This is a genomic window from Pseudomonas sp. RIT288 (assembly GCF_000631985.1).
Lineage (GTDB): Bacteria > Pseudomonadota > Gammaproteobacteria > Pseudomonadales > Pseudomonadaceae > Aquipseudomonas.
The window spans coordinates 86,279-112,989 of record NZ_JFYN01000044.1; the positions used below are offsets into that span (position 1 = coordinate 86,279).

Here is a 26,711-nt window from a genome sequence, read left to right on the forward strand (position 1 = left end):
TGCATTCCAAATTGTGGGAGCGAGCCTGCTCGCGAAGGGGCCAGTCAAATCAGCGAAGCTTCAAATCAAAGCTGGGGAGTCCAGGTGACGCCAAACATCCAGGCCCGACCTTCCTCGCGATAGCCATACTGGCTGCCGTCATAGCTGTACAACGCGCGGCTGTAACCCTTGTCCAGCAGGTTATCGACCTTCAAATCCAGTTTGATCTCGCGGTTCAGCGCCCAGCTGCTGCGCAACCCGACGGTGCCGTAGCCACCCAGCGGCTGGGTGTTTTTCAGGTCGTCATAACTGCCACTGACCAATTGCCAACTCGCGCCGATGCCGAGTCGATCAAACTGGCGATCCAGATCCCAACTCATCGTGCGCCGCGCACGCCGCGCCAGGGTGTGCCCAGTATCGCGATCACGCGGATCGATAAAGGCCACACCGAGGCTACTCTGCCAGCCGGACAGTTCCTGTTTCAGCGCCGCTTCAAAGCCATTGATCCGTGCCGAGGCCACGTTCTCCGGGCGTGAGTTGCTGCCGAAGATGATCGCGTCTTCCAGATCCGTGCGGTAAATCGACGCCTCCAGTCGGCTGCTACCACTCAACTGACTGCGCCATTGCAGTTCGTAGCTCTTCGAGGTTTCCGGCTTCAGGTCAGGGTTGCTGAAGTTCGGGTAGTACAGGTCGTTGAAGGTCGGCGCGCGGAAACCTTCGCTGTAGCTCAGCAGCAGATCATTGTCCGGGTTCAGCGGCAGGGTGAAGGTGCCGCTCCAGGTGTTCTGGCTGCCGAATTGCTGGTTGTCGTCGTGGCGCAGACCCAGCTCCGTGGAGAAGCTGTCGGCCTGATAACGATGCTGGATGAATGCGGCACGGTTCCAGCGGCTGTCTTCGTCCAAGGAGCTGCGCTTACCGAAATCGTCGAAATCACTGTTGATTCGATCTTCGTACCAGTCTCCGCCCAAAATCAGGCTGTTGCGCGCATCCAGGGTCAGGTCGTTCTGCCAGTTCACCGAGTCACGATAGGTATTGAACACCGTGCGCTCGTCGCTGAGCTTGTCGAGGGTCTTTTCGCGGTTCTCGGTGTGGCCGAGTTCGACGCGGGTTTTCCAGGTGTTGTTGACCCGTGCGTCGAAGTAACTATTGATGCTGCTGACGTTGAAGTCGCTATATGGCTGCTGTTGGTAGGTGCCAAACGGACTGTCGAATTCGCTTTTGCCGCGGTTATCCAGCAGGTTGGCGCCGACTTCGATGTCATCGGTCAGCGCATGGCTGAGGCTCAGGCTGACGGATTTATTGCGATAGGCATCATGATCGCTGTCGCTGGGGTACGACTCGTGAGTGCGGTCCAGGCCTGCGGTGTCATCGAGGCTGGCGCCCAGGTTGAAGCGGGTCTTGTCATCGCCACCGGACAGGCCGAGGCTGCGTTCCCAGGTCTGGTTGCTGCCGAAGCCGACGTGCAAGCGCGGCTGCAGGCCTTGCTCGTTGCCGCGGCGGGTGAAAATCTGAATCACCCCGCCAATCGCATCGCTGCCGTAAATCACCGAGCGCGAACCGCGCAACACTTCCACGCGCTCGATCTGGTCGATGTTCAGGTGCTGCAGATTGCTGTCGCCGGAGGTCGAACTGCCGATGCGCTGGCCGTCGACCAGCACCAGACTCTGCGCCGACTGCGTGCCGCGAATGTAGATCCCCGGCAGGCTGCCGCGTCCGCCGGCTTGCGCCACTTGCACGCCCGGCACACGTTGCAGCAGGTCGGTGACACTGCCCGGTTGCAGGCGGTCGATGTCTTCGCGGGTGAACACCGTGTTGGCCGCGCTGCTGTCGTTGCGTGCTTCGACCTGGCGGTTGGCGCTGATCAGCATGTCTGGCAGCTTCAGAGCCTGATCGCGTTCGAAGGTGTCGGCGAGGGCGTTGGTGGCTGGCAGCAGGAAGAGGGGCAGGGCGAGACGCGAGAGGTTCATGGACGTTCCACTGGTGTTTCAGGTGTACACAAATCAAATGTGGGAGCGAGCCTGCTCGCGAATGCGGTGTATCAGTCAGCATTACTTTGACTGACAATCCGCATTCGCGAGCAGGCTCGCTCCCACAAGAGTATTGCGTTTATTTGTCGAGTAAAGCCAGGCGCTCGCGGATCGACGCTTCGATTCCCGCTTCATCCAGCCCGCACTCGGCCAGCATCTGCGCCGGTTTGGCGTGCTCGACGTAGATGTCCGGCAAGCCCAGGTGCAGCATCGACCTGAGGATGTTCTCGCGCGCCAGGAACTCGCTGACCGCGCCTCCGGCGCCGCCCATGATCGCGTTCTCTTCGATGGTCACCAGCAACTCGTGGCTGCCGGCAATCTCGCGTACCAACGCTTCATCCAGTGGCTTGACGAAGCGCATGTCGATCACCGTTGCATCCAGCTTCTCGGCGACTTTCAGGGCTTCGGTCAGTTGCACGCCGAACACCAGCAGAGCAACTTTGCTGCCCTGACGACGGACGATGCCCTTGCCGATTTCGATCGGTTCGAGATCCTTGTCGATGGTCGCGTTCGGGCCGGTGCCGCGCGGGTAACGCACCGCCGCCGGGCCGTTGTACAGGTGGCCGGTGGTGAGCATTTTACGCAGTTCGTTTTCATCGCTCGGGGTCATGATGACCATACCCGGGATGCAGCGCAGGTACGACAGATCAAAGCTGCCCGCGTGAGTCGGGCCGTCTTCGCCCACCAGACCGGCGCGGTCGATGGCGAACAGCACATCGAGGTTCTGCACCGCGACGTCATGCACCAACTGGTCGTAGCCGCGTTGCAGGAACGTCGAGTAGATCGCTACCACCGGTTTGGCACCTTCGCAGGCCATGCCGGCAGCGAACGTCACGGCGTGCTGTTCGGCAATCGCCACGTCGAAATAGCGCAGCGGGAAACGTTCGCTGAACGCCACCAGGTCCGAGCCTTCCTTCATCGCCGGGGTAATGCCCACCAAGCGCGGGTCAGCCGCGGCCATGTCGCACAGCCATTCGCCGAACACCGCCGAATACTTCGGCCCGCCGGCCTTTTTCGGCGCAGCGGCCGGGGCGTCGACCGGTTCGAGCTTGGTAATCGCGTGGTAACCAATCGGGTCGACTTCCGCCGGGGCGAAGCCTTTGCCTTTCTTGGTGACGATATGCAGGAACTGCGGGCCTTTCAGATCGCGCATGTTGCGCAGGGTGGCGATCAGGGTCGGCAGGTCGTGGCCATCGATCGGGCCGATGTAGTTCCAGCCCAGCTCCTCGAACAGGGTGCCGGGAACCAGCATGCCCTTGGCGTATTCTTCGGTGCGACGGGCGATTTCCCAGGCGCCGGGCAGGCGCGACAGGACTTTCTTGCTGCCCTCACGCATGCTCGCGTAAGTGCGGCTGGAAAGGATCTTCGCCAGATAGTTGGACAAGCCGCCAACGTTGCGCGAGATCGACATGTCGTTGTCATTGAGGATCACCAGCATGTTGGCGTTGACTTCCGGCGCGTGGTTCAGCGCCTCGAAGGCCATGCCGGCGGTCAGCGCGCCATCACCGATCACCGCAATCGCCTTGCGATCGCTGTCTTGCAGGCGGGCGGCAATCGCCATGCCCAGCGCTGCACTGATCGAGGTGCTGGAGTGGCCGACGCCAAAGGTGTCGTACTCGCTCTCGGCGCGACGCGGGAAGGCGGCGATGCCGTCCTTCTGGCGCAGGGTTTCCATGCGCTGGCGACGACCGGTGAGGATCTTGTGCGGATACGCCTGATGACCGACGTCCCACACCAGCCGGTCATCCGGGGTGTCGAAGACGTAATGCAACGCGATGGTCAGCTCGATGACGCCCAGGCCGGCACCGAAATGCCCACCGGTCTGGCCGACCGTGTAGAGCAATTCCAGGCGCAACTCATCGGCCAGGGTTTCCAGCTCGGCTTCGCCTAACCGGCGCAGGCCGTCCGGCGTGTTCGCGCGGTCGAGCAGGGGCGTGGTCGGGCGCTTGCGGGGAATCTCATGAAACGTCGTGGGCATCAGGCGAATCGTTATAGGTATAAAAGATGCGGCAGTTTACCTGATGCATCGCCCCCTGCCCACGCGTTGGTCTTTTTTGGCAGGTTGGCGTTCAGTTACGCCGCTCGACGATATACCGGGCCAGGTCGCGCAAAGGCTCGGCTGCCGCGTCAAACGGTCGCAGCGCGTGCAGGGCTTGATCGCGCAGTTCCAAAGCGTAGACCTTGGCCGCGTCCAGCCCCAGCAGGGCCGGATAGGTCGGTTTGTCGCGGGCGATGTCGGCGCCCTGGCGTTTGCCGAGGGTTTCGGTATCGCTTTCGACGTCGAGAATGTCGTCCTGCACCTGGAAGGCCAGACCAATGGCCTGTGCATAAGTCTGCAGGGCCTTGAGTTCATCCTGCTCGGCATGGCCGCTGGCCAGGGCGCCGAGCTTGACGCTGACTTCGATCAGCGCGCCGGTCTTGTGCCGGTGCATCTGCTCCAGCGCTTGCTGATCCAGCTTCAGACCGACCGAACCGAGGTCGATGGCCTGACCGCCGACCATGCCCGCCGGGCCTGCCGCGTGCGCCAGCGCCGTGACCTGTTGCAGACGGATGTCAGCGTCCAGATCGCTCAGACGCGGATCGAGCAGGGCGCTGAACGCCAGGCTCTGCAAGCCGTCACCGGCGAGGATCGCGCAGGCTTCGTCGAATTTTTTGTGGGTGGTGGGTTGGCCGCGACGCAAATCGTCGTCGTCCATCGCCGGTAAATCGTCGTGCACCAGCGAATAGGCGTGGATCAGCTCCACCGCGCAGGCCGCGCCGTTGGCTTGTTCAGCCTTGCCGCCCAGCGCTTCGCACGCGGCGTAGGCCAGCAGCGGACGCACGCGTTTGCCGCCGATCATCACGCTGTAGTGCATCGCCTCATACAGGCGCGACAGCTCCGGCAGCGGTGCCTTGAAGAGGATTTCCAGTGCCGCATTGACTCGCGCCTGACTGGTCGCCGAATACGCTGCAATCATTCTGGCTGTTCCGCGTCGAAGGGTTCCTCGGCGAGTTCGCCATCACGCTCCAGCAGCACTTGCACCTTCTGCTCAGCCTGGGCCAGCGCTGCCTGGCAGTCACGGGTCAGACCGATGCCCTGCTCGAAAGCGGTCAGCGAGTCTTCCAGCGACAATTCACCGTTCTCCAGACGCTCGACCAGTGTTTGCAGGTCGGCGAGGGACTGTTCGAAATCCAGTGCAGCTTTTTTGCGGGCCATGGCGGCGATTTCCGGTTGACGTTAAACCGGCGCGACACTAGCAGATAGGGGGTTTATGGGCAAATGAGCCTCCCCGGACGAACCCACTTTACTGTGGCGAGGGAGCTTGCTCCCGCTGGGTTGCTCAGCAACCCCAAAATCCGCCACCGCACTTATTCAGGCAGATTGCGGGGACCGTTTTGGGCCTGCTGCGCAGTCCAGCGGGAGCAAGCTCCCTTGCCACAGGATTTGTGGTGATTCTGGAAGGTTGGAGCTTATTCGGCTCACGTCCAACAACAAACCTGCGTGATTCTCGCCGCAAATCCAGATGTATCCGATTGTTAAAAAACTGCCGAATCGCTAATCTTCGCGCCTTCTACGACCCCATAGTCACGGGTCTTTCAGACGAAACGCAGTTTCCACCGCTGTGAAGTACCGAGGATCGGGTGCAAGGTTTCGTTCAGGCATGGCAGGAGGCATTACATGCGTTCATTTCTTTGGCTGCTGATCGGCCTGGCTTGCGCGCCTGCACTGCTGGCGGCGCCGACTGCCGAGCTGTCGGAACCGTCCGGTGGCTGGCGTTATAACGGTCTGCTCGATCGCAGTGAAAACCCGCAAGTCGCTTACCCCACGCCGCCGATCGATCGCGGCGTTCAGCGCAATCGCACGATGATCCAGGGCCAGCTCAAGGCCATCGGCAATCAGCGCGGGCCGCACACGCTGGCGGTCAACGGCAATCCACTGAATCTGTACACCGACGATGACGGGCGTTTCGCCCGGCCGTATGCGTTCGGCGCCGGCTCCAACAGTGTCGAAGTGCGCAGCGCCGAGGGCCAGTCGCTCAAGCGCGTGCAGTTCTATGAAGCGAACAACCTGCGCACCCCGGCGAAGATTCGTGTGGTGCTCGGCTGGGACGATCCCAAGGCCGAACTCGACCTGCACATCATTACGCCGGACGGCCAGCACGCGTTCTTCGCCCACACGGCGCTGACCAACGGCGGCGGTCTGGACCCGGATGGCGTCGATGGGCCCGGCCCGGAAATGTTCACCATGACCGCGCCGCTGCATGGCACCTATCTGGTTTACGTCAACTATTGGGGCAACTTCGGCGACGGCGGCTATAACTTCGAGGAGGCCAGCAATCAGAACGAGGTCATCACCTCGCAAATCACGCTGGTGCTCAACGAAAACACGATCGACGAAAAACGTGAAACGTTCATCGTGCCCCTGCGGGCGATCGGTGATCTGCTGCTGGTCAAGACTTTCAACTATTAAGCATCCCGCACCACGGATGAACTTCGGGTTTTGTGAACATGAGTGATAACGCTGCTTCTCCGGTCGTCCCGACTCCTGCCGGCCAACCTTCCCGGCGCTGGCCGGCGCTGCTGATCGGCCTGGTCCTGGTGGCCGGGGTGGCCGGTGGTCTTGGCTGGCTGCTGCACAAGCCCAAGGTGCCGGCGGCCATACTTGCCGGCGACAAGCTCGGCCTGAGCCGCCCGGATGCGCTGCTGGAAACCCGCTCCCTGAGCCAGTTGCCCAAGGACCTGCTGACGGTGCCGTTCCTCAAGGCCACACTCACCGAAGATTTCGTCTTCTATTACGAAACCCACGCCGACCGCCTGGGGCTGATCGGCAGCCTGCGCCGGATCATCTACGAACACGACCTGAAGTTGCAGGACAGCCTGATCGAACAGCTTTTCGATCAACCGGCCGACGTCGCTTTGTGGCGTGGTGCGGATGGCCGGCTCAAGGATTTTCTGCTGGTGATGGATCGCGGCGGCTTGGCGAAAGTGTTGGAGCCGCTGGCGAAAGTGGCGCTGGACGATTCGCAGCTCAGCGTCTTCGGCAACCTCAAGGTCGGCAGCGACGAGGTGCCGCTGTACCAGCTCAGCTATAACGCCAGCAAATCGCTGCTGTTCGCTTCGCGCGGCGACAAACTGGTGGTGCTGTCCAACCCGAACAAATATTACGACCCGGCCAACGGCGAATCCGAGGAGTCCGGGCACGTCTCGCCGCAAGCGCTGGCGGCCTTGCTCAACGGCGACAAACTGTTCCCCGAGGCCTTCGGTCTGCCGGCCAAGGCGCCGGAGATCAAGCAGCGTCTGTCGGTCAATTCCAGCGTCCTTGCCATGGGCTATCAACGCTTCATCCCGAACTTCGCCGGGCTGCGCTTCGACATGGACGACAAGGGCTGGCACAGCTACCTCGCCATGGACGAACTGGATAATCAGCCGGACTTCGATTTCAAACCGGTGTGGCAAGCCATGCCGCTGGGCGCCAGTGCCTGTGTGACTCTGCCGGTGGCGGCGGAGCCGCAGAAACCGCTGCTGGTGAAACTCGGTGCCGACGAAACGGTGGCGCAGAAACTCACCGAGCACGTCGCCGGTGCGGCGGGCCTGTGCTGGTACGCCGATTCACGGTTGTACACGCCGTTGCTGGTCGCCAGCCTGAAGGACGAAGACAGCGGCAAGCTCGATGGCGACCTGGGCACGTTGTTCGGTTCGATGGTGGGCGCCTACGAGTCGAATGTCGACGAACACGCGTTCCCGGTCGTCGAGAAGCAGGCAGGCCAGAGCCATGTCTGGCAGCGTCAGGTCAGCTCGAACTTCGGCCCCTACGCAGCGAAGACTGCCGAGAATCCGGACGCGATCAGCGGCCGTGCTTTCATGAAAGTCAGCCTCGCGCGTCACGGTTCGACGCTGCTGTTCTCCCTCGATGACAAACTGGTCGACAAGGCCCTCGGTACCCTCGACAAACGCTTCCCGCCGATGGCCGACGTGCTGCCGAAAGATGTGCTGATGCCGATCTACTTCGGCCCGGATTCGATGGCGCAACTGATGCAGCAGGAAACCCTCGACAGCCTGCCGCAAGATATGGAGCCGGTGTTCTACAACGCCGCGCAAACCTACCTGATCCCTAAATTGCGCACCCTCGGCGGCTACGGCAAATACGCCCTGACCCTGCCGGAAGGCAGCGAGCCTGACGGCCACTGGCAATGGTTGCCGCTGGAATGGAAAGCGCTGTGACGGCACTGATCCGCAGCCTCGGCTTGCTCGCGCTGCTGCTCAGCGCCGGTGCCCGTGCGGTCGAAGCGCCGGCGCTCGATCCGGCGCAGTCCCAGGTGTTCCGCGCCTGGTTCGTGCGCATCGCTCAGGAGCAACTGAGCCAGGGCCCGAGCCCGCGCTGGTATCAGCAGGACTGCGCCGGGCTGGTGCGTTTCGCGGCCAACGAAGCGCTGAAGGTTCACGACGACAAGTGGCTGCGCAGCAATGGCCTGTCCAATCGCTACCTGCCGCCGGAGCTGACGCTCAGCGATGAGCAGCGCAAGCTCGCCCAGCAATGGCAGCAGGGCGGCGGCAAGGTCGGGCCGTACGTCAACGCGATCAAACTGATTCAGTTCAACAGTCGTCTGGTCAGCCGCGACGTGTCCCAGGCACGCCCCGGCGACCTGATGTTTTTCGATCAGGGCGACGACCAGCACCTGATGATCTGGATGGGCCGCTACATCGCCTATCACACCGGCACGACCACCCCCACTGACAACGGCATGCGTTCGGCAAGCCTGCAGCAACTCATGACATGGAAGGACACCCGATGGATACCCGACGCAGCCAACCCCAACTTCATCGGCGTCTATCGACTGAACTTTCTCTCCCAATGACCGGTGCCCGCATGCTGCGACTCTGCGCTCGAATTCCTCTGCTGCTGGCGCTGTTGCTGCCATTGGCGACCGTCAACGCTGAAGATTCGGTGGAGCCGAGCGGCTACACGCCGGTCGCCGGTGAAAGCTTTTTCCTGCTGGCCGACAGCAGTTTCGCCGCCGACGAGCAGGCGATGGTCCGTCTCGAAGCGCCGGGCCGCGACTACCGGCGCTTCCGCATGGAGCCGTACGGCGGCGCCGACATCCGCGTGTACCGCATCGACAAGCCGCTGGATTTCCTCAAGCGCCAGAAGAACCTGCACCGCGTGGTCAGCGACGGCCAGTTCAAGGGCGAAGGCCTGTCCAACACCCTCGCGTACCTGTGGGACAACTGGTACCGCAAATCGCGGCGGGTGATGCAGCGCGCGTTCTCCTACGAGTCGCGCAAGCAGGTCACCGAGGAAGTGCCGGAACTGAAGATGGGCAACGCCATCGCCGCGCCGACCCCGTACGATGCGCAGCCGCAATTTGCGCTGATTCCGGGTCTGCCGGTGGTCAGCCAGTTCCGTTATCCGCTGTGGCAGGCCAAACCGATCCAGCCGCCGACCGGGGTCAATCTGGCCGGTTCTTCCAGCGAGTTCGTCAGCGTTGCACCGGGTAACGTGTACATCCCGCTGGGCAATCTGAAGCCGGGCCTGTACCTGGTCGAAGCGCTGATCGGCAAGTACCGCGCGACTACCATGGTGTTCGTCTCCAACACCGTGGCGGTGAGCAAGATTGCCGGTGATGAGTTGCTGGTCTGGGCCGCACGCAAGCACGAAGGCAGTTCGGTGCCGAAGGTCAATGTGCTGTGGACCGACGGCCTCGGGGTGATGAGCAGCGGCGCCACCGATGCCGATGGTTTGCTGCGCCTGAAACACGTCAGCCCCGAGCGCTCGTTCGTCATCGGCGAGGACGAGGAGGGTGGTGTATTCGTCTCGGAAAACTTCTATTACGACAGCGAAATCTACGACACCAAACTCTATGCGTTCACTGATCGACCGCTGTATCGTCCGGGGGATTGGGTGTCGTTGAAAATCGTCGGTCGCGAGTTCAAGAATGCGCGGGATTCGGTGCTACCCGGTGCGGCGGACGTCACGGTCAGTGTACTGGATGCCACCGGCACCGAGCTGCAACACCTCGACCTGAAACTCGATTCCAAGGCCGGCACCCAAGGCCGGTTCCAGTTGCCGGACAACGCCGTGGCCGGTGGTTACGAGATCCGTTTCAACTACAAGGACCAAGCCTACAGCAGCGCCTTCCGCGTGGCCGAATACATCAAGCCGCACTTCGAAATTTCGCTGAATCTGGCCAAGCAGGATTACCGTACCGGCGAGCCGGTGAAGGGCAGTCTGGTGCTGCTGTACCCGGACGGCAAACCGGTGGCCAACGCCAAACTGAGCTTGAGCCTGCGCGCCCAGCAACTGTCGATGGTCGACAACGAGCTGCAATACCTCGGGCAATTCCCGGTGGAGTTGACCAGCACCGAACTGACCACTGACAGCAAGGGTAACGCGACCCTCGACCTGCCGGCCGCCGACAAACCGAGCCGCTACATGCTCACGGTGTTTGCCAGCGATGGCGCGGCGTATCGGGTCAAGACCACCAAGGAGATCCTCATCGACCGTGGTGCCGCGAGCTTCCGCTTGAGCGCGCCGCAACGCTTCAGCGCGGTCAGCGACAAAGTCGCGTTCAGCTACGCCAACGAAGGTGGCAGCGAGCAAAGCAAAGCCGTCACCCCAAGCAGCTATAGCTGGGTGCGTCTGGAAGACCAGAGCACTGGCGAAGGCAAACTCGCGGCGACTGACAAAGGCTTCAGCATCGCGTTCGAACGTCCGGGCACTTACAACCTGACGCTGAAAGATCAGCACGGTCGCGTCCTCGGCGCCACCGGTCATTCGGTCACCGGCGACGGTGTCAAAGCGGTGCCGGGCACCGTGGAAATCGTCCTCGACAAGCCCGAGTACAAGGCCGGCGATGAAGCGCTGGCGCTGATCACGTTCCCGGAGCCGGTCAGCGATGCACTGCTGTCGCTGGAGCGCGACAAGGTCGAAGCCACCGCGCTGCTGGCCAAGGGTGGTGACTGGTTGAAACTGGAAAAACTCAGCGACACCCAATACCGCGTACGCATTCCGGTGAAGGACAATTTCGCGCCGAACCTGACCTTCTCCGTGCTGTACACCAAGGGCGGTCAGTACAGTTTCCAGAATGCCGGGATCAAAGTGATCGCGCCGCAAATCGACGTGGCGATCAGTACCGACAAACAGGTGTATCTGCCGGGTGACACGGTGACCGTCGACCTGACTACGCAGTTCGCCGGTAAAGCAGTTCCGGCGCATCTGACGGTGAGTGTTGTCGACGAAATGGTTTACGCGTTGCAGCCGGAAGTCGCGCCGACCATCGACCAGTTCTTCTACCACCCGCGTCGCAATAATGTGCGCACCAGCGCCAGCCTGTCTTTCATCAGTTACGACGTCGCGCTGCCTGGCAGCCCCGGTGCGCCGGGCAAGGCCAACCGCAGCGAGCGAGGGGTGAAAGTGTTGGAGCGGCCGCGTCGTGAAGACGTCGATACCGCTGCGTGGCAACCGGAATTGCTGACCGGTGCCGACGGCAAAACCCGCTTCACCTTCAAGATGCCGGACTCGCTGACCCGCTGGCGCATCACCGCCCGGGCCATCGCCGATGACGGTCAGGTCGGGCAGAAGAAGCAGTTCGTCCGTTCGGAAAAACCGCTGTATCTGAAATGGAGCGGGCCGAGCAAATTCCGCAAGGGCGATCAGCCGCAACTCGGTGTATTCGCCTTCAGCCAGGTCGAAAAACCGGTCAGGGCTGAATTGGTCACCCATTACGCGGGCGCCGAACAACGCCTGCCGGTGACCCTGAACAACGGCATCAACTACCTGCCGCTGCCGGCGTTCGCCCTGGCCTCGAGTGAGTGGACTGCCGAACTGGTGCAGGACGGCAAAACCGCGGACGCCCTCGCCGTGCGCCTGAGCGCCACCGGTGACGGCTGGCAAGTCACGCAAACCCAGAGCCTCGATGTGGCCAGCGGCGACACCCCATTGAGCCTGCCGGCCGACGCCACCGACATTCGCCTGCGTCTGGATGACAGTCCGCAAGCACTGTTCCGTTCCGCGCTCGATGATCTGCTGAGCTACCCGTACGGCGGCGTCGAGCAGACGGCCAGCCGTTTGCTGCCGCTGAGCATCGCTTATCCGTCGCTGGCGTCGAGCCCGCAGATCCGCGATCGCCTGCGCCTGATCATGCAGAACAGCCGTTTGCGTCTGGTGCAAATGGCCGGGCCGTCGGCGAGCTTCACTTGGTGGGGCTTCGACGGTGAGCCGGATGCATTCCTCACTGCTTACGCCTACTACGCCGACTGGAACGCCAGTCAGGTGCTGGAACTGACCCTGCCGCCGGAGCACTGGCAGCGAGTGCTGGAGGTTTACGCCAAGCAAGCGCCGAACACGCCGTTGCTGCAGCGAGCGCTGATCCTGTCGTTCGCCAAGCAGATGCACCTGCCGGTGAATACTTTGCTCAGCGGTTTGATGGACGATCTGGCCAAGGCCGGCGAGGGCAATGCCGAAACCCTGATGGACGATGGCGAAGACAGCCTGGTGATGAGCGATCCGGATTCGGCGCTCGGTCTGGCGGCGGCGCGGGTGTTGACTGCGGCGCTGGTCACCCAGTCGAAAGTCGCGTTGCCGGAGGCATTCAGTCGTCAGGTCGGCGCCGCGCAACAGCGTCTGGCGGTCAGTTCGCAGCCGTTCGCCGAAGCGCTGAACCTGTCGTTGCAACCGTTCGATCAGACCCGCGCGACGGCGTTGCTGCAACGTCTGTTGCCGCAGCAATCGACCCTCGAACGTGCGCTGGCACTGAGCTGGCTGCAACGCAGCATCGCCCAGGCGTCGCCGACCATCGCGCTGATGCCGGGTGAAGGCTGGAAGAAAAACTACGGTGCAACCGGTGAGATGTTCTGGACCTGGCAGGGTACGACGCCGGTGCCGAGTGTGTTGTCGGTGTCCGGTACCCAGGAGCGTCCGCTGCGTGCGGCACTGAGCTTCCAGACCCAGCAAGCGGCCGTCGATCCAATGGCCGTGACCGTCACCCGGCGCCTGTCGCGTCTGGTGCCGGGCGACGAAGCGTTCACCTTCAAACTGGAGCCGGTCGGCAGCAAACCGCTGTCCAGCGACAGCCTGTATCTGGACGAAGTGATCCTCACCAGCAAGGCGCCGAAACCGCTGCGCTACGGCATGCTCGAGGTGCCGCTGCCACCGGGCGCCGATGTCGAGCGCACCACCTGGGGCATCAAGTTGCAGGGCAAAGATGGCACCGAACCAACCGCGCTGGAGAAAGCGCGATTCGAGCCGGGGCAACTGGCTTATGCGGTGCCGGTGGATGCGCTGAGCGGCGAATTGCGTCTGCGCCATCTGGTGCGCTTCTCGCAGAAGGGCCAGTTCAACCTGCCGCCGGTGCGCTTCACTCAGGTCTACGCGCCGCAGCATCAGGCCCAGGAAGCGAAAGCCGCCCTCGGTCAGGTCACGGTCAACTGACATGAACCGGCCGCTGCTGTGGCTGCTGATGTGTGTGATGCCTGCGCTGGCGACGGCGCAGGATGAGCCGCTGCGGCTGGCGTACAAGGGCGAGTTGCTGTCGTTGAATCACTCGCAACTGATCGCTCGCGAGCCCTTGCCGGCGACGCTGGATACGCCGCTGGGCAGTCTGTGGAAATTGTTCGTGTACGCGTGGCTGGTGGATACCGGCGCGCGCGAGCCGGCGTATGAATGTCGCGGGGAGTCCAAGGAAGAGGTTTATTGCTGCGCGGCGGGCGGCAAGATCGACCGTGATCAGGCGTTGGTGAAATCCTGCGGGTTGTATTTTGAACCGGCGCGACTGGGCATAGCTGCTGCCGATTGGCGCACGTATTGGCAGGCGCGGCAGGCGCCTTCGTGGTTGCTGGATTTGCCAACCGTGCAACCGGCTACCCGGGTTTCCGTGGCTGACTTGCTGAAGGTGTTGTCGTTGCTGCCGGCGCAGGATCAGATGCGCCGCGTGTTGCTCGACGTGGTGCTGAGTGCGGCGGACGGCAATGTCGTTGGTGAACTGGGCGGGCGTTTGCGGGTGAAGACCTGGAGCTGGCTCGGCGATCAGGATCCGCAATCGCGGCAGGGCGGTTTCGCCGGTTGGACGGCGGACGGCTCGCCGATCTGGGCCGGTGGGCGTGGCACCAGTCAGATGGTTCTGCGCCATTACGGGCAGGCGTTGGCGACGGTGATGCCTTCTTCCTGGCCAGCGGAAGCAGGACGTTGTGTTGAGGTTGGACTGTTCTCGCGTTATCCGCTTTCGCGAGTCCTGTCAGGTGAGCGCGTTGCTGGCTCCGGGCCTTTGCAGGGCGACTACCGCGTCGAATTCGCCAACGGTAACGCGCTGGATATCCACAGCGCCGGCGAACTGTTTCTGCTCAACGACAAACTCGTCGCACGGCTCGATCGTGAAGAATACGTCGCCCGCGTTCTTGAGCGCGAAGCCAGACCCGAACCCGCCGAAGCCGCCAAGGCGCTGGCCGTGGCGATCCGCACCTATCTGCTGCAAAACGCCACGCGCAACGGCGATTGCCTGAGCATCGACGACAGCAGCAACCGTCAGCGCGTCGCTCCGCGTCCAGCCTCCGCCGAGTCGCGCAACATCGCGGCGTGGACCGCGGATCTGGTGCTGGCCGGCAGCACGGTCACCTATCACTCCGATCAACCCGGCCCGGACAAACTCGCCTGGCAACAAGCCGTCGAACAGGCCAACGCCGGCCAGCGCTATGACGCGATTCTGCTGCACGCCTATCCGCGCGCGAGCCTCAGCCGTTGGGACAACCCGGTCGCTTCCTGCGAAGCACTGCCCGCCGCGCAAGACTGGCTGCAAAAGCAGCGCCGCGGCTGGCGTCCGACGCTGGAAAGCGAAACCGGCTACAACGAAGTCAGCACCTTTGCCGTGTGCAAACTGGCGTTCGGCCGCCCGTTTGTCGACCGCGAACGCCAGCGTATCTACGTGCGCGGCGTGCTGACGCTGCAGGATCGCCTCGACCTGACTCACGAATATCTGCACCTGGCTTTTGAAGCACATCCCAATGGTCAGGATGAAACCTACATCGAAGGGCTTGCCCGTCACCTCTTGCTGGAATAGACCATGACACTCCGTTACCCACAGGTCTTGCTGTTGCTCTGCGCGTTCCATGCGTTGCCGATGGCAATGGCCGCCGACAGCGTCAAACTCGACACCCCGGTCGGCGGCTGGCGCACCGGCGCGCCCGAGGGCGAAGGCGAGAACTTCCGCCAGACCGTCAACTACCCGGCCTCCTCGGTCAACACCCCGGTCGGCCAGGCCAACACCGCGCGCATCAGCGGTGAAATCAAAGCCACCCCCAAGAGCAAGGAGCCGGGCCGACTGATCGTCAACGGCGTCAGCATGCCGCTGAAAATCGACGACAGCGGCCGCTTCGATCGCCCGTTCTCCTTCCCCAACGGCAGCAACAGCGTCGAAGTGCGCAGCCCCGACGGCCAACAACGCCACCGCACCCAATTCCTCAACACCAGCGGCGGCGCCACCCCGGCCAAACTGCGCGTGCTACTGGCCTGGGACAGCGACGGCACCGACCTCGACCTGCACCTGATCACCCCCGACGGCGCACACATCTGGTACGGCGACCGCGTCGCCGCCAACGGCGCCGCCCTCGACGTCGACGTCACCACCGGCTACGGCCCGGAAATCTTCGCCATGCCGGCACCGATCAAGGGCCAGTATCTGGTGTACGTGAACTACTTCGGCGGTGGGTATCGCGGGGATGACGAGGGCGGGGAAGAGGCGGTGCAGCCGCTGACCACGGCGCAGGTAACGGTGATTACCGAAGAGGGGACGCCGAGCGAGAAGATCGAGACGTTTGTGGTGCCGATGCGGGCGGTGGGTGAACTGACGTTGGTTAAATCGTTCAGTTATCCGTGATGGGGAATTCGGCAGCGGGTTGCTGCCCGATTTCAAAAAAGCTCAGGACTGGGGCGACAGCCGATCTTGTGCGACCTCGTAAGCAGCCTCTCGCTCACGTTTACCGATAGCGACTACGAACACCACGATCTCTTGATCAATCACCTGATAGATCAAGCGATATCCAGCACTTTTGAGCTTCACTTTGTAGCAGTCCGGCAGCTCGCGAAGTCGATTGGCTTCTATGCGAGGGCTTTCCAATACCTCTACGAGCTTCTTTTTGAATTGTTGACGAACCGTATCGCCCAGTTTGTTCCACTCCTTTAAAGCACGACGATCGAATTCAAGGTTATAGGTCATCCAGACTTACCTTGACTCGTTGAGGAGAGGCGAGACGTTCGCTGACTACGGCGATGAGAGCTTCATCTTCTTCGCTGATGAGTGCGGTCTTGAACGGCAGTTTGCCCCGCTCAGCAACGTATTGAAGTGTTTGGCGCAGAAGCTCCGAAGGTGTGACGCCAAGCTTTTCCAGCTCTGCGAACGAGCGTTGTTTCAGCTCATCATCAATGCGGATGTTGATGGAGGCCATGATGCGATACCTGTAATGACGTTTGTCGTTACGGTATCAAGGGGGGGCGTCCTCGACAAGTGGGAATTCAGGTATCAGACGGTAGGCTTGGCTTACTTTCAGGCATTAAAAAGCCGGCTTGTGGCCGGCTTCTCGGGGACTGGCTTGGTTTATTTTTGGTAAACCGCGTCAGCCTTCAAAACGTACACCCGGATCTGCGTCCGGCTGTGGGACTTGGTCAGACGTTGGTCTGCCGCGTCGGGCGTCATCTGAGCCGCGGGAGCGGGGCGATGCGCAAATGTGGGGCGCAGGATACTGAGTTTTGTTGGGGATTCCCAGTCTCAACTGCGGAATAGAGCCACTGCGGTGGTCGATATTTGTAATTTGTACTGATTTTCGGGGCCTCTTCGCGAGCAGGCTCGCTCCCACAGGGTTTGGTACAGGGTTGAAGATCCGTATCCGATCAGAGAAACGGCACCACCGGCCGGCGTTTGCCTAGGGTCGACCACCAGAATACCCAGCCCAGAATATGGATTCTCTGCTCATCGATCTGCGCTGCGCGGAAGATTTCGTCCGGGTATTCGGCGCTGTTGTGGCTGCGCAGGCGCAGGGCATTGCCGGGCATACGGTGCAGGTATTTGATGCGCAGCATGCCGTCGTGTTCGATGGCATAGATTTCGCCGTCGACCACCTGGGTCAGGCCGCGGTCGATGCCGATGATCGATCCGTCTTCGATGCGCTCGGCCATGCTGTTGCCGATCATGTGTGCACAGATGGCGTCGCCGGGGCGGATTTCCAGTTGCGCGAGATGGGCGCGAGGCAGACGGACGGTTTGCTCGGGGTCGAGGATGACGTGGGTCTTGTCGGCGCCGGCGCTGAGCGGTGTTTCCTTGAAAAACGGCAGTTCGATGTCGTTGGGGTTGATGATGGAATAGACGCCGTTGACGGACTGGGCGTCAAAGGTGTCGCCGTTGCTGGCAGGGGTGTGCAGGCGTGGTGATTCTTTGCTGCCTTCGCCGGTTTTCAGCCAGTCGCTGTTGACCGAGAGCAGGCGTGAGACTTCCTCCATGCGATACGCCGGGACGCCTCGGGTGTACCAGTTATGAATATTTTGGGCTTCCGTGCCCCAGAACTTTGCGAATCCCGTGGTGGTGATGTTCGCTGCTTCCAGGAGTGCCTTGAATCTTGGACCGCTAGTGTTCTTTCTCATAAACACGGAGTCTACGGCCGTGCTAGAGCGGTTTGAATAAACTGGGTGTTCAAAAAGCGGCTGTATTTTGCGACCGGATGTAAGACGTGCTTGTGGGAAATTACACACCTTAAAACTTTTCTGTAGTCCGTCGTAAACACACTGTTTAAGACAGCTTTACCCAGGCACAAAAAACCCCGGATCAACCGGGGTTTTCTTCAAGCGTCATGCAGCAAGCAGGTGCTTAGCCCTTGTAGGCCGCAACCGACTTGGTGATCGCGTCGCGAGCGGCGTCAGCGCCAGCCCAGCCTTCGATCTTGACCCATTTGCCTTTTTCGAGATCTTTGTAGTTCGCGAAGAAGTGCTCGATCTGCTGAATCAGCAGCGCAGGCAGGTCGGTGTATTCCTTCACGTCGACGTACAGCTGCGACAGCTTGTCGTGTGGAACTGCGATGACTTTGGCATCGCCGCCACCGTCGTCGGTCATGTTCAGGATGCCGACTGGACGCGCGCGGATCACCGAGCCTGGAGCAACCGGGTAAGGGGTCACAACCAGCACGTCGAGGGGGTCACCGTCGTCAGCCAGGGTGTTCGGGATGTAACCGTAGTTGGCCGGGTAGAACATTGGGGTGGCCATGAAACGGTCAACGAACAGGCAATCGCTGTCTTTGTCGATTTCGTATTTGATCGGCGCGTGGTTGGCCGGGATCTCGATCGCGACGTAGATGTCGTTCGGCAGGTCTTTGCCAGCCGGAATCTTGCTGTAGCTCATTGGGCGTTGCCCCCGTAGTTGACCAAAAACACTTGGCCGGATTGACCAAAAAGTGGCGGCGATTATAGGCACATTCCTACGCCGACGCCACGTACCAGAAGTCGTGCAGCGCTTACTCGTGCGCCTGATAGACCGGGTCTGTGGCCTGAAGTTGCCGCAGCCTGCCCAACGGATCCTGCCGGTAGAAAAGCTGCAGTTGCAAGTAGACCTGTGGATAAGCCGCGTGCAGCAGATCCGGAGCGCTGAAGAAGTATTCGCTGGTGACCGCGAAGAACTCCGCCGGGTTTTCCGCGGCGTACGGGTCGATGGCGGTTTCGGCATCGGGATTGTGGTCGAGCTGGCGGTTGAGGTCGTCGTAGGCGTGCTGCATGACTTCGGCCCAGTCGCTGACGCGCATGTCGGCGTGCAGCGGCGGCAGGCCGTTGGCGTCGCCGTTGAGCATGTCGAGTTTGTGCGCCAGTTCGTGGATCACCAGGTTGTAGCCTTCCCAGCCACCACTGGCCATCACGCCCGGCCAGGCGAGGATGATCGGCCCCTGTTGCCAGGCTTCGCCGCTGTGCTCGCCGTCCCACTCGTGCTCGACGCCGCTGGCATCGCGATGGCGTTGCGGGCTGAGGAAGTCGTCGGGATAAAGGACGATTTCGTGGAAACCCTGATACCAGTTCAACTCACCCAGATTGAGCAACGGCAACTGTGCCTGGGCAGCGAGCAGCAGGCGTTGTTCCTGATGCAGTTCGACGCCAGGCAGGGCGGTCAGGTGTTTTTCTTCGAGAAACAGCACACTGGCTTCGCGCAGCCACTGGTCTTCGGCGGCACTGATGCCGTCGAGGAAGCTCAGGTGATGGCGCACCCGCTGCCACATATCGTCGGCAATCGGATGCCTGGCCAGAATGCGCCGGCGACGCCAGGCGCTCAACGACCACATTGGATCAGTGGGTTTCGGCTTTCGCGCCGCCGAAACGGCTGCGCACCACGCCGATGATCATCGGCACCAGCGACAGCAGGATGATGCCAACCACCAGCAGCGACAGGTTCTTCTTGATGAACGGCACGTTGCCGAAGAAGTAACCCAGGGTTACCAGACCACCGACCCACAGGACGGTGCCGAACACGCTGAAAGCGAAGAAGCGCGGGTAGGGCATTTTTCCGACGCCGGCGACGAACGGGGCAAATGTACGGATGATCGGCAGGAAGCGCGCCAGGGTCACGGTCTTGCCGCCATGCTTGTCGTAGAAATCGTGGGTTTTCTGCAGGTAGTCGCGACGGAAGATTTTCGAGTTCGGGTTGCTGAAGAGTTTTTCGCCCGCCGTTCGGCCAATCACATAGTTGGTGCTGTCGCCGAGGATCGCCGCGAGCATCAGCAGACCGCCCAACAGCACCGGATCCATACCACCGCCCGCTGCCACGGCACCGGCGATGAACAACAGCGAATCACCCGGCAGGAACGGCATCACCACCAGACCGGTTTCACAGAAGATGACAGCGAACAAAATCGCGTAGATCCACGGCCCGTAGTTGGTCACCAGCAAATCGAGGTACACATCGAGATGCAGGATAAGGTCGAGCGGGTTGAAATCCATGGGGGCACCTGTGGTGACGGCCCGACTCGGCAGGCCTGTGCGGATGATTCGGGTGTAAGCCTACAGCGGGGTGTAGTTTTTCTTACAAGCCGGAAAGCTCGGGATTATACGGTCTGAGAGGTGAAAAGCGCGTTGGTTTTGTAGCGAGGGATGTCGGGGTGTGATGAATTGTCAGGAATAACGGGAGGGGCTGAAAGATCGCAGCCTTCGGCAGCTCCTACAGGGCAACGCATTCCAGATGTAGGAGCTGCCGAAGGCTGCGATCTTTTCGATTCAGAGCTCGTCGCTGATCGGCAACACGTAGTTCTTGAACTCGGTGTCTTCCTTGAATCCGATGGATTCGTAGGTTTTCTGCGCCACTTCGTTATTGCTGCTGGTGGAAACGCGCATGCGCACAGCATGGGTTTCCTTGGCCATTTTCTTCGCGGTGCGGATCAGGTTGTCGGCCACCAGTTGGCGGCGGGCGTCTTCGGCGACATAAATGTCGTTGAGGATCCACACGCGCTTGAGCGATAGCGAGGAGAAGCTTGGGTAGAGCTGGCAGAAACCCATCAGTTTCTTGTCGTCATCATCGGCCAGGGCCAGATAAATCACCGATTCCTTGCGGCGCAGGCGTTTTTCGAGAAACGCGCGGGAGGAATCCGGGTAGGGCAGGGAACCGTAGAACTCGCGATATTTGACGAACAACGGGGTCAGCAAATCCAGGTGTTCGAGGGTCGCTTGAATAATCCGCATGATAGGTCTCGTCTTCAAGTGGCTGTCTTCAACTGCTCTGACGGCGATGGGAAACCCTGCGGCCGTGCGTCGATCCTGCCTGAAAGCAGCGCAGAAACGCAATGCGGAAACGGTTCAGGTTGTGGGTGGATCGAGCAGGAAGTTTCCCTTCATGTCCGCACCGGCGTCCGACTCCAGCGTCTGCACCTGTGCTTCGTCCTTCAGATTGACCCCCGACAGCTGCCGCCGGCAGGCTTCGCGCATCAGATACAACAAGCGATGCGCGGCCATGCCGTAGCTCAAGCCTTCAAGCCGCACGTTGGAGATGCAATTGCGGTAGGCATCGGTCAGCCCGATCTTTGGATTGTAGGTGAAATACAACCCCAGGCTGTCGGGCGAGCTAAGGCCCGGACGCTCTCCGATCAGCATCACGACCATTTTTGCGCCAAGCAACTGACCGACCTCGTCACCGATGGCGACTCGACCCTGTTCCACCAACACCACGGGGGCAACCGACCAACCGTCGGCGCTCATCTGCTCCTCCAGGCGGGTCAGAAACGGCAAGGTATGCCGATGCACCGCCAGCGCCGACAATCCGTCCGCCACCACAATCGCCAGATCGACCCCGCCGGGGTGCGCTAAAGCGTAATCCCGCAGGGTCTGCGCCGAGGCGTCGCTGAGCTTGCGCCCCAGATCCGGGCGTTGCAGGTAGCTGTTGCGATCGGTCGCCGCGCTGTGCAGCAACAAGCTGTCACGTCCGCGTTCGCTCAGTTGCGCGCTGAGCCCGGCATGATCGAACGGTAGATGCACCGCATCTCGCGCCTGAGCGTGGGCGAACTGGAAATCCAGCTGGGCGCTGGTCGGCAGGCTGGTACCGGTGCGGCCGAGGGCGATGCGCGCCGGGGTCAGGCGGCGCAGCTCCAGCCATGGGTTTTGCGGGTCGACAGGCGGTTTTTCCATCACACTCATCCCAGTTGCGCCAGCGCCTGGCGGAAGGCCGGCGGCAGGTTGTTGCCAAAGCGAACCTTGCCGTCCGCCTGGGTGAAAATGCCCATGTTCGCCAGCCATTGCTCAAACTCCGGCGCCGGTTTCAGGCCCAGGGTCTGGCGCGCGTAGAGCGCGTCGTGGAACGAGGTGGTCTGGTAGTTGAGCATGATGTCGTCGGAGCCGGGGATGCCCATGATGAAGTTGATCCCGGCCACACCCAAGAGGGTCAGCAGGGTGTCCATATCGTCCTGATCGGCTTCGGCATGGTTGGTGTAGCAGATGTCGCAGCCCATCGGCACGCCGAGCAACTTGCCGCAGAAGTGGTCTTCGAGGCCGGCGCGGATGATCTGTTTGCCGTTATAGAGGTATTCCGGGCCGATGAAGCCGACCACGGTATTCACCAGAAACGGCTTGAAATGCCGCGCCACGGCGTAGGCCCGGGTTTCGCAGGTCTGCTGGTCGACGCCGTGGTGGGCGTTGGCCGACAGCGCGCTGCCCTGACCGGTCTCGAAATACATCAGGTTCTGCCCGAGGGTGCCGCGCTTCAGGCTCAGCCCGGCGTCATAGCCTTCCTGCAATACGTTGAGATTGATGCCGAAACTGGCGTTGGCCGCTTCAGTGCCGGCAATCGACTGGAACACCAGATCCAGCGGCACCCCCCGGTTGATCGCCTCGATCGAGGTGGTGACGTGCGTCAGCACGCAGGCCTGAGTCGGGATGTCGTAGCGCTGGATGATCGCATCGAGCATCTCCAGCATCGCGCAGATCGAGGCGATGCTGTCGGTGGCCGGGTTGATCCCGATCATCGCGTCGCCGTTGCCGTACAGCAGGCCGTCGAGAATGCTCGCGGCGATACCGGATGGCTCGTCGGTCGGATGGTTCGGTTGCAGACGGGTCGACAAGCGTCCGCGCAGGCCGAGGGTGCCGCGAAACTTTGTGACCACGCGGATCTTCTGCGCAACCAGCACCAGATCCTGCACGCGCATGATCTTCGATACGGCGGCGACCATTTCTGGAGTCAGGCCGGGGGCGAGCGCGCGCAGGCTGGTTTCGTCAGCGGCGTCGCTGAGCAGCCAGTCGCGGAAACCACCGACGGTGAGGTGGCTGACCACGGTAAAGGCTTGTTTGTCGTGGGTGTCGATGATCAGTCGGGTGACTTCATCGCTTTCGTAGGGAATCAACGCTTCTTGCAGGAAGTGCGTGAGCGGGATGTCGGCCAGCGCCATTTGTGCGGCCACGCGTTCGCCGTCGTTGAGCGCGGCAACGCCGGCCAGAAAGTCCCCGGAGCGCGCGGGGCTGGCCTTGGCCATGACATCCTTGAGGCTGTCGAAGCGGTAGGTCTGGGCGCCGACGGAATGGGCAAATGCGGCCATGCTGTCCTCCTGTAATTGATTCACCCCTGTAGGAGCTGCCGAAGGCTCGGGCCGCGTTCGGCAGCTCCTACAGGGTTCCAGCACAGTGCCTGGATGGGCGCTGTGCACTTTTATATGGCAGTCAGATACCTTCGAGCATAGCGTCTGTCGGGGCTTCGGCGCGTTGCTTGGCGGTCAGTTGGAAGTACAGATAACCAGCGGCCATGAAACCAAGGAACACACAGCCGATCAGCGTGTTGAACCACGCCATCGCCACCAGGCACACCACCGCCAGGAACAGCGCAATCGCCGGCACCACCGGATAGCCTGGCGCGCGGAAGGTGCGTTCCAGGTTCGGTTCGGTTTTGCGCAGTTTGAACAGGCTGAGCATGCTGATGATGTACATCACGATCGCGCCGAATACCGACATGGTGATCATCGCTGCAGTCAGGGTCATGCCTTGCAGGTTGACCAGGCCATCGCTGTAGATCGCCGCGATACCGATCACCCCGCCGGCCAGAATCGCCCGGTGCGGGGTCTGGAAGCGCGACAGCTTGGCCAGGCTTTTCGGCAGGTAACCGGCGCGGGCGAGGGCGAAGAACTGCCGCGAGTAACCGAGGATGATCCCGTGGAAACTCGCCACCAGGCCGAACAGGCCGATCCACACCAGCATGTGCATCCACGTCGAGTTATTGCCGACTACGGCTTTCATTGCCTGTGGCAGCGGGTCATTGATGTTCGACAGTTGGCGCCAGTCGCCGACGCCGCCGGCCATCACCATCACGCCGATGGCGAGGAACACCAGGGTCAGGATGCCGCTGACATAAGCCTTGGGAATCGTGCGTTTCGGGTCCTTGGCCTCTTCCGCGGCCATGGCCGCGCCTTCGATGGCGAGGAAGAACCAGATCGCAAACGGGATCGCGGCAAAGATTCCGGGGATCGAGCCCATGGTGAACTCGTTGGCACCCGACCAGCCGTTGAGCACGAAGTTGCTGAAGCTGAAGCCCGGTGCGACCACGCCCATGAACACCAGCAGTTCGGCGACCGCCAGCACAGTGACCACCAGCTCAAAAGTCGCGGCAATGCTGACGCCGAGGATGTTCAGGGTCATGAACACGAAATACGCGCCGACCGCTGCCACCTTCGGATCAAGCTCCGGGTACTGCACGTTGAGGTAGGCGCCGATGGCCATGGCGATCGCCGGTGGGGCAAAAACGAATTCGATCAGGGTGGCGATGCCGGCGATCAATCCGCCTTTTTCGCCGAACGCCCGGCGGCTGTAGGCAAACGGTCCGCCCGCGTGCGGAATCGCGGTGGTCAGTTCGGTAAAGCTGAAGATGAAGCAGGTGTACATGGTCGCGACCATCAGCGCCGTGACCAGAAATCCGAGGGTGCCCGCGGTGCCCCAGCCGTAACTCCAGCCGAAGTATTCGCCGGAAATCACCAGGCCGACGGCAATGCCCCAGAGGTGCAGGGTGCCGAGTGTGGGTTTGAGCTGTGTGGTGGAAGTCATAAGTCCTCTCTGTTTTTTATTGTTCGATCTGTTGGACTTTCGGGTGTAGCGGTTGAGGTGGATGGATGCTGTTCACGCAGCGGCAGTTTTTCTGCAAAACCTGAATGACGGGTACGCAAGGGCCGTGCCAGAGCGGCCAGGCCATTGATGGTGTGTCAGACAGGACGCCTTCGCGAGCAGGCTCGCTCCCACAGTGGATTTGTGGCTAGCCTGCGTATGTGGTGCGACACGACTCCCTTGTGGGAGCGAGCCTGCTCGCGATAGCGGTTGAACGGGCGACACGGAAATATCTGTATCGCCCTCGGGTTTTAGAAGAAGCCCAACGGATTGATGTCGTAGCTCACCAGCAGGTTTTTGGTCTGCTGATAGTGATCGAGCATCATCTTGTGGGTTTCACGGCCGACGCCGGACTTCTTGTACCCGCCGAACGCGGCGTGCGCCGGGTACAGGTGGTAGCAGTTGGTCCACACACGACCGGCCTTGATCGCGCGGCCCATGCGATAGGCGCGGTTGATGTCGCGGGTCCACAGACCGGCACCGAGGCCGAACTCGGTGTCGTTGGCGATCGCCAGGGCTTCGGCTTCGTCCTTGAAGGTGGTGATGCTCACCACCGGGCCGAAGATTTCTTCCTGGAACACGCGCATTTTGTTGGTGCCCTTGAGCAGGGTCGGCTGGATGTAATAGCCGGTCGCCAGATTGCCCTCGAGTTTTTCCACCTTGCCGCCGGTCAGCAGCTCGGCGCCTTCGCCCTTGGCGATTTCCAGGTACGAAAGGATCTTGTCGAATTGCTGCTCGGACGCCTGCGCGCCAACCATGGTGTCGGTGTCCAGCGGATCGCCACGTTTGATCTGCAGGACTTTCTTCATCACCACCTGCATGAATTCGTCATAGATCGATTCCTGCACCAGCGCGCGGGATGGGCAGGTGCAGACTTCGCCCTGGTTGAAGAACGCCAGCACCAGCCCTTCGGCGGCCTTCTCGATGAAGGTCGGTTCGGCCTGCATGATGTCTTCGAAGAAGATGTTCGGCGACTTGCCGCCCAGTTCCACGGTGGACGGAATGATGTTCTCGGCCGCGCATTTCATGATGTGCGAGCCGACCGGGGTCGAGCCGGTGAAGGCGATCTTGGCGATGCGTTTGCTGGTGGCCAGGGCTTCGCCGGCTTCTTTGCCGAAGCCTTGCACCACGTTGAGCACGCCCGGTGGCAGCAGATCACCGATCAACTCCATCAGCACGCAGATGCCCAGCGGGGTTTGCTCGGCCGGCTTGAGCACCACGCAGTTGCCGGCGGCCAGCGCCGGGGCGAGTTTCCACGCGGCCATCAGCAACGGGAAGTTCCACGGGATGATCTGGCCGACCACGCCCAGCGGTTCATGGATGTGATAGGCCACGGTGTTGCCGTCGATTTCGGCTGCGCTACCTTCCTGGGCGCGCAGGCACCCGGCGAAGTAGCGGAAATGGTCGGCCGCCAGCGGGATGTCGGCGTTGAGGGTTTCGCGGATGGCTTTGCCGTTGTCCCAGGTTTCGGTGATCGCCAGCAGTTCGAGGTTCTGTTCGATGCGGTCGGCGATTTTCAGCAGGATCAGCGAGCGCGCCTGCACGGAGGTCGCGCCCCACGCATCGGCAGCGGCGTGGGCGGCGTCCAGTGCCTTGTCGATGTCTTCGGCAGTGGATCGCGGGAATTCGGCAATCGGTTGGCCATTCACTGGTGAGGTATTGGTGAAGTACTGACCTTTGACAGGCGCGACGAACTCGCCGCCGATGTAGTTACCGTACTTGCTCTTGAACGAGACTTTGGCGCCTTCAGTACCGGGGTGAGCGTAACGCATGATGTTGTTCTCCTTGGCTTTGTACTTATTAGAGAAACGCGCAAGTGCGCTTGCTATAAGCGTAGAGCAAAGGTCGGGCCACTGCCGTGCGGCTCAGACAAATCAAGGCCTTGCGTGTTTTTTGTCGGACGGGCGGGCAGCGGCTGTGATGGTTTCGGTACAGAGCAGGTGACAGTTTGTACCGCTTTTGGCACAGCCCGTGACCGGGTGGTCTTGCCAGCATTGCAATACCAGCCTGCCTGGAGGATCCTCAGCCAACAGAAACCCTGTAGGGGCTGCCGCAGGCTGCGATCTTTTGATTTTGCTTTTTTACAGATCAAGATCAAAAGATCGCAGCCTGCGGCAGCTCCTGCACGAGGTTTGCGTCGACCTTTCGGG

General features: G+C 61.5%; 21 protein-coding genes. 6 read left to right on the plus strand and 15 right to left on the minus strand.

Annotated elements, in window-relative coordinates; all coding sequences use genetic code 11:
- Window positions 1-65: 65 nt before the first annotated feature.
- From BW33_RS27160 to BW33_RS27175, 4 genes are all read right to left on the minus strand, one after another.
- A complete protein-coding gene (locus tag BW33_RS27160; protein WP_047602515.1) occupies window positions 66-1,946 on the minus strand; it encodes a TonB-dependent receptor domain-containing protein in 1,881 nt (626 codons plus the stop codon).
- A 139-nt stretch (window positions 1,947-2,085) separates the two neighbouring features.
- Window positions 2,086-3,984 carry a 1-deoxy-D-xylulose-5-phosphate synthase gene (dxs, locus tag BW33_RS27165; RefSeq protein ID WP_047602516.1) on the minus strand — a complete coding sequence of 633 codons (1,899 nt, stop codon included), beginning with the start codon at window positions 3,982-3,984 and terminating at the stop codon, window positions 2,086-2,088.
- Between the two features lie 91 nt (window positions 3,985-4,075).
- A complete protein-coding gene (gene ispA, locus BW33_RS27170; RefSeq protein ID WP_047602517.1) occupies window positions 4,076-4,963 on the minus strand; it encodes a (2E,6E)-farnesyl diphosphate synthase in 888 nt (295 codons plus the stop codon).
- On the minus strand, window positions 4,960-5,202 hold the full coding sequence (locus tag BW33_RS27175) for an exodeoxyribonuclease VII small subunit (protein ID WP_003228627.1): 243 nt from the start codon (window positions 5,200-5,202) through the stop codon (window positions 4,960-4,962). The genes ispA and BW33_RS27175 overlap by 4 nt, the downstream gene beginning before the upstream one ends.
- Before the next feature lie 462 nt (window positions 5,203-5,664).
- Here BW33_RS27175 and BW33_RS27180 point away from each other — a divergent pair, with 462 nt between their 5' ends.
- The 6 genes from BW33_RS27180 to BW33_RS27205 are packed head-to-tail and all read left to right on the plus strand — an operon-like array spanning window position 5,665 to window position 15,850.
- The gene (locus tag BW33_RS27180) at window positions 5,665-6,456 is read left to right on the plus strand and encodes a YfaP family protein (RefSeq protein WP_047602518.1); all 792 of its coding nucleotides are present in this window, start codon (window positions 5,665-5,667) and stop codon (window positions 6,454-6,456) included.
- 38 nt (window positions 6,457-6,494) lie between these two features.
- The gene (locus BW33_RS27185; RefSeq protein WP_047602519.1) at window positions 6,495-8,207 is read left to right on the plus strand and encodes a DUF2138 domain-containing protein; all 1,713 of its coding nucleotides are present in this window, start codon (window positions 6,495-6,497) and stop codon (window positions 8,205-8,207) included.
- Window positions 8,192-8,842, plus strand: coding sequence for a DUF1175 domain-containing protein (locus BW33_RS27190; protein ID WP_047602520.1), 651 nt, complete (start codon window positions 8,192-8,194; stop codon window positions 8,840-8,842). The genes BW33_RS27185 and BW33_RS27190 overlap by 16 nt, the downstream gene beginning before the upstream one ends.
- A complete protein-coding gene (locus BW33_RS27195; RefSeq protein ID WP_081794274.1) occupies window positions 8,839-13,413 on the plus strand; it encodes an alpha-2-macroglobulin family protein in 4,575 nt (1,524 codons plus the stop codon). The genes BW33_RS27190 and BW33_RS27195 overlap by 4 nt, the downstream gene beginning before the upstream one ends.
- Window position 13,414: 1 nt before the next feature.
- Window positions 13,415-15,034: a DUF2300 domain-containing protein gene (locus BW33_RS27200; RefSeq protein ID WP_047602521.1), complete on the plus strand. Its 1,620-nt coding sequence runs from the start codon at window positions 13,415-13,417 to the stop codon at window positions 15,032-15,034.
- Between the two features lie 3 nt (window positions 15,035-15,037).
- Window positions 15,038-15,850 (plus strand): YfaP family protein, encoded by an 813-nt coding sequence (locus tag BW33_RS27205; RefSeq protein ID WP_047602522.1) that lies wholly within the window; start codon window positions 15,038-15,040, stop codon window positions 15,848-15,850.
- Window positions 15,851-15,892: 42 nt separating this feature from the next.
- Here the strand turns inward: BW33_RS27205 and BW33_RS27210 are convergent, their stop codons facing one another.
- The 11 genes from BW33_RS27210 to exaC form a co-directional block, all read right to left on the minus strand.
- On the minus strand, window positions 15,893-16,189 hold the full coding sequence (locus tag BW33_RS27210) for a type II toxin-antitoxin system RelE family toxin (protein ID WP_047602523.1): 297 nt from the start codon (window positions 16,187-16,189) through the stop codon (window positions 15,893-15,895).
- Entirely contained in the window at window positions 16,179-16,418 is a 240-nt protein-coding gene (locus tag BW33_RS28740; protein WP_041064933.1) for a type II toxin-antitoxin system RelB/DinJ family antitoxin, read from the minus strand. Before BW33_RS28740 ends, BW33_RS27210 begins: the two co-directional genes overlap by 11 nt.
- Before the next feature lie 442 nt (window positions 16,419-16,860).
- On the minus strand, window positions 16,861-17,607 hold the full coding sequence (locus tag BW33_RS27220; protein ID WP_047602525.1) for a S24 family peptidase: 747 nt from the start codon (window positions 17,605-17,607) through the stop codon (window positions 16,861-16,863).
- Between the two features lie 223 nt (window positions 17,608-17,830).
- A complete protein-coding gene (gene ppa, locus BW33_RS27225) occupies window positions 17,831-18,358 on the minus strand; it encodes an inorganic diphosphatase (protein ID WP_007894323.1) in 528 nt (175 codons plus the stop codon).
- Window positions 18,359-18,470: 112 nt separating this feature from the next.
- Entirely contained in the window at window positions 18,471-19,283 is an 813-nt protein-coding gene (locus BW33_RS27230) for a zinc-dependent peptidase (protein ID WP_047602526.1), read from the minus strand.
- Window positions 19,284-19,287: 4 nt separating this feature from the next.
- Entirely contained in the window at window positions 19,288-19,938 is a 651-nt protein-coding gene (locus BW33_RS27235) for a DedA family protein (protein WP_047602527.1), read from the minus strand.
- Window positions 19,939-20,211: 273 nt separating this feature from the next.
- Window positions 20,212-20,673, minus strand: coding sequence for a GNAT family N-acetyltransferase (locus BW33_RS27240; protein ID WP_047602528.1), 462 nt, complete (start codon window positions 20,671-20,673; stop codon window positions 20,212-20,214).
- 114 nt (window positions 20,674-20,787) lie between these two features.
- The gene (gene eutC / locus BW33_RS27245; RefSeq protein ID WP_047602642.1) at window positions 20,788-21,612 is read right to left on the minus strand and encodes an ethanolamine ammonia-lyase subunit EutC; all 825 of its coding nucleotides are present in this window, start codon (window positions 21,610-21,612) and stop codon (window positions 20,788-20,790) included.
- A 5-nt stretch (window positions 21,613-21,617) separates the two neighbouring features.
- Window positions 21,618-23,012, minus strand: coding sequence for an ethanolamine ammonia-lyase subunit EutB (locus BW33_RS27250; RefSeq protein WP_047602529.1), 1,395 nt, complete (start codon window positions 23,010-23,012; stop codon window positions 21,618-21,620).
- Window positions 23,013-23,133: 121 nt separating this feature from the next.
- A complete protein-coding gene (eat, locus tag BW33_RS27255) occupies window positions 23,134-24,504 on the minus strand; it encodes an ethanolamine permease (RefSeq protein ID WP_047602530.1) in 1,371 nt (456 codons plus the stop codon).
- Window positions 24,505-24,812: 308 nt separating this feature from the next.
- Window positions 24,813-26,333 (minus strand): acetaldehyde dehydrogenase ExaC, encoded by a 1,521-nt coding sequence (gene exaC / locus BW33_RS27260; RefSeq protein ID WP_025108675.1) that lies wholly within the window; start codon window positions 26,331-26,333, stop codon window positions 24,813-24,815.
- Between the last annotated feature and the right edge of the window lie 378 nt (window positions 26,334-26,711).

Bases quoted from the DNA above. Each gene is read 5' to 3' on its own strand.
- BW33_RS27160 (WP_047602515.1), bottom strand. From the start codon at position 1,946: ATGAACCTCTCGCGTCTCGCCCTGCCCCTCTTCCTGCTGCCAGCCACC.
- dxs (WP_047602516.1), bottom strand. From the start codon at position 3,984: ATGCCCACGACGTTTCATGAGATTCCCCGCAAGCGCCCGACCACGCCC.
- ispA (WP_047602517.1), bottom strand. From the start codon at position 4,963: ATGATTGCAGCGTATTCGGCGACCAGTCAGGCGCGAGTCAATGCGGCA.
- BW33_RS27175 (WP_003228627.1), bottom strand. From the start codon at position 5,202: ATGGCCCGCAAAAAAGCTGCACTGGATTTCGAACAGTCCCTCGCCGAC.
- BW33_RS27180 (WP_047602518.1), top strand. From the start codon at position 5,665: ATGCGTTCATTTCTTTGGCTGCTGATCGGCCTGGCTTGCGCGCCTGCA.
- BW33_RS27185 (WP_047602519.1), top strand. From the start codon at position 6,495: ATGAGTGATAACGCTGCTTCTCCGGTCGTCCCGACTCCTGCCGGCCAA.
- BW33_RS27190 (WP_047602520.1), top strand. From the start codon at position 8,192: ATGGAAAGCGCTGTGACGGCACTGATCCGCAGCCTCGGCTTGCTCGCG.
- BW33_RS27195 (WP_081794274.1), top strand. From the start codon at position 8,839: ATGACCGGTGCCCGCATGCTGCGACTCTGCGCTCGAATTCCTCTGCTG.
- BW33_RS27200 (WP_047602521.1), top strand. From the start codon at position 13,415: ATGAACCGGCCGCTGCTGTGGCTGCTGATGTGTGTGATGCCTGCGCTG.
- BW33_RS27205 (WP_047602522.1), top strand. From the start codon at position 15,038: ATGACACTCCGTTACCCACAGGTCTTGCTGTTGCTCTGCGCGTTCCAT.
- BW33_RS27210 (WP_047602523.1), bottom strand. From the start codon at position 16,189: ATGACCTATAACCTTGAATTCGATCGTCGTGCTTTAAAGGAGTGGAAC.
- BW33_RS28740 (WP_041064933.1), bottom strand. From the start codon at position 16,418: ATGGCCTCCATCAACATCCGCATTGATGATGAGCTGAAACAACGCTCG.
- BW33_RS27220 (WP_047602525.1), bottom strand. From the start codon at position 17,607: ATGAGAAAGAACACTAGCGGTCCAAGATTCAAGGCACTCCTGGAAGCA.
- ppa (WP_007894323.1), bottom strand. From the start codon at position 18,358: ATGAGCTACAGCAAGATTCCGGCTGGCAAAGACCTGCCGAACGACATC.
- BW33_RS27230 (WP_047602526.1), bottom strand. From the start codon at position 19,283: ATGTGGTCGTTGAGCGCCTGGCGTCGCCGGCGCATTCTGGCCAGGCAT.
- BW33_RS27235 (WP_047602527.1), bottom strand. From the start codon at position 19,938: ATGGATTTCAACCCGCTCGACCTTATCCTGCATCTCGATGTGTACCTC.
- BW33_RS27240 (WP_047602528.1), bottom strand. From the start codon at position 20,673: ATGCGGATTATTCAAGCGACCCTCGAACACCTGGATTTGCTGACCCCG.
- eutC (WP_047602642.1), bottom strand. From the start codon at position 21,612: ATGGAAAAACCGCCTGTCGACCCGCAAAACCCATGGCTGGAGCTGCGC.
- BW33_RS27250 (WP_047602529.1), bottom strand. From the start codon at position 23,012: ATGGCCGCATTTGCCCATTCCGTCGGCGCCCAGACCTACCGCTTCGAC.
- eat (WP_047602530.1), bottom strand. From the start codon at position 24,504: ATGACTTCCACCACACAGCTCAAACCCACACTCGGCACCCTGCACCTC.
- exaC (WP_025108675.1), bottom strand. From the start codon at position 26,333: ATGCGTTACGCTCACCCCGGTACTGAAGGCGCCAAAGTCTCGTTCAAG.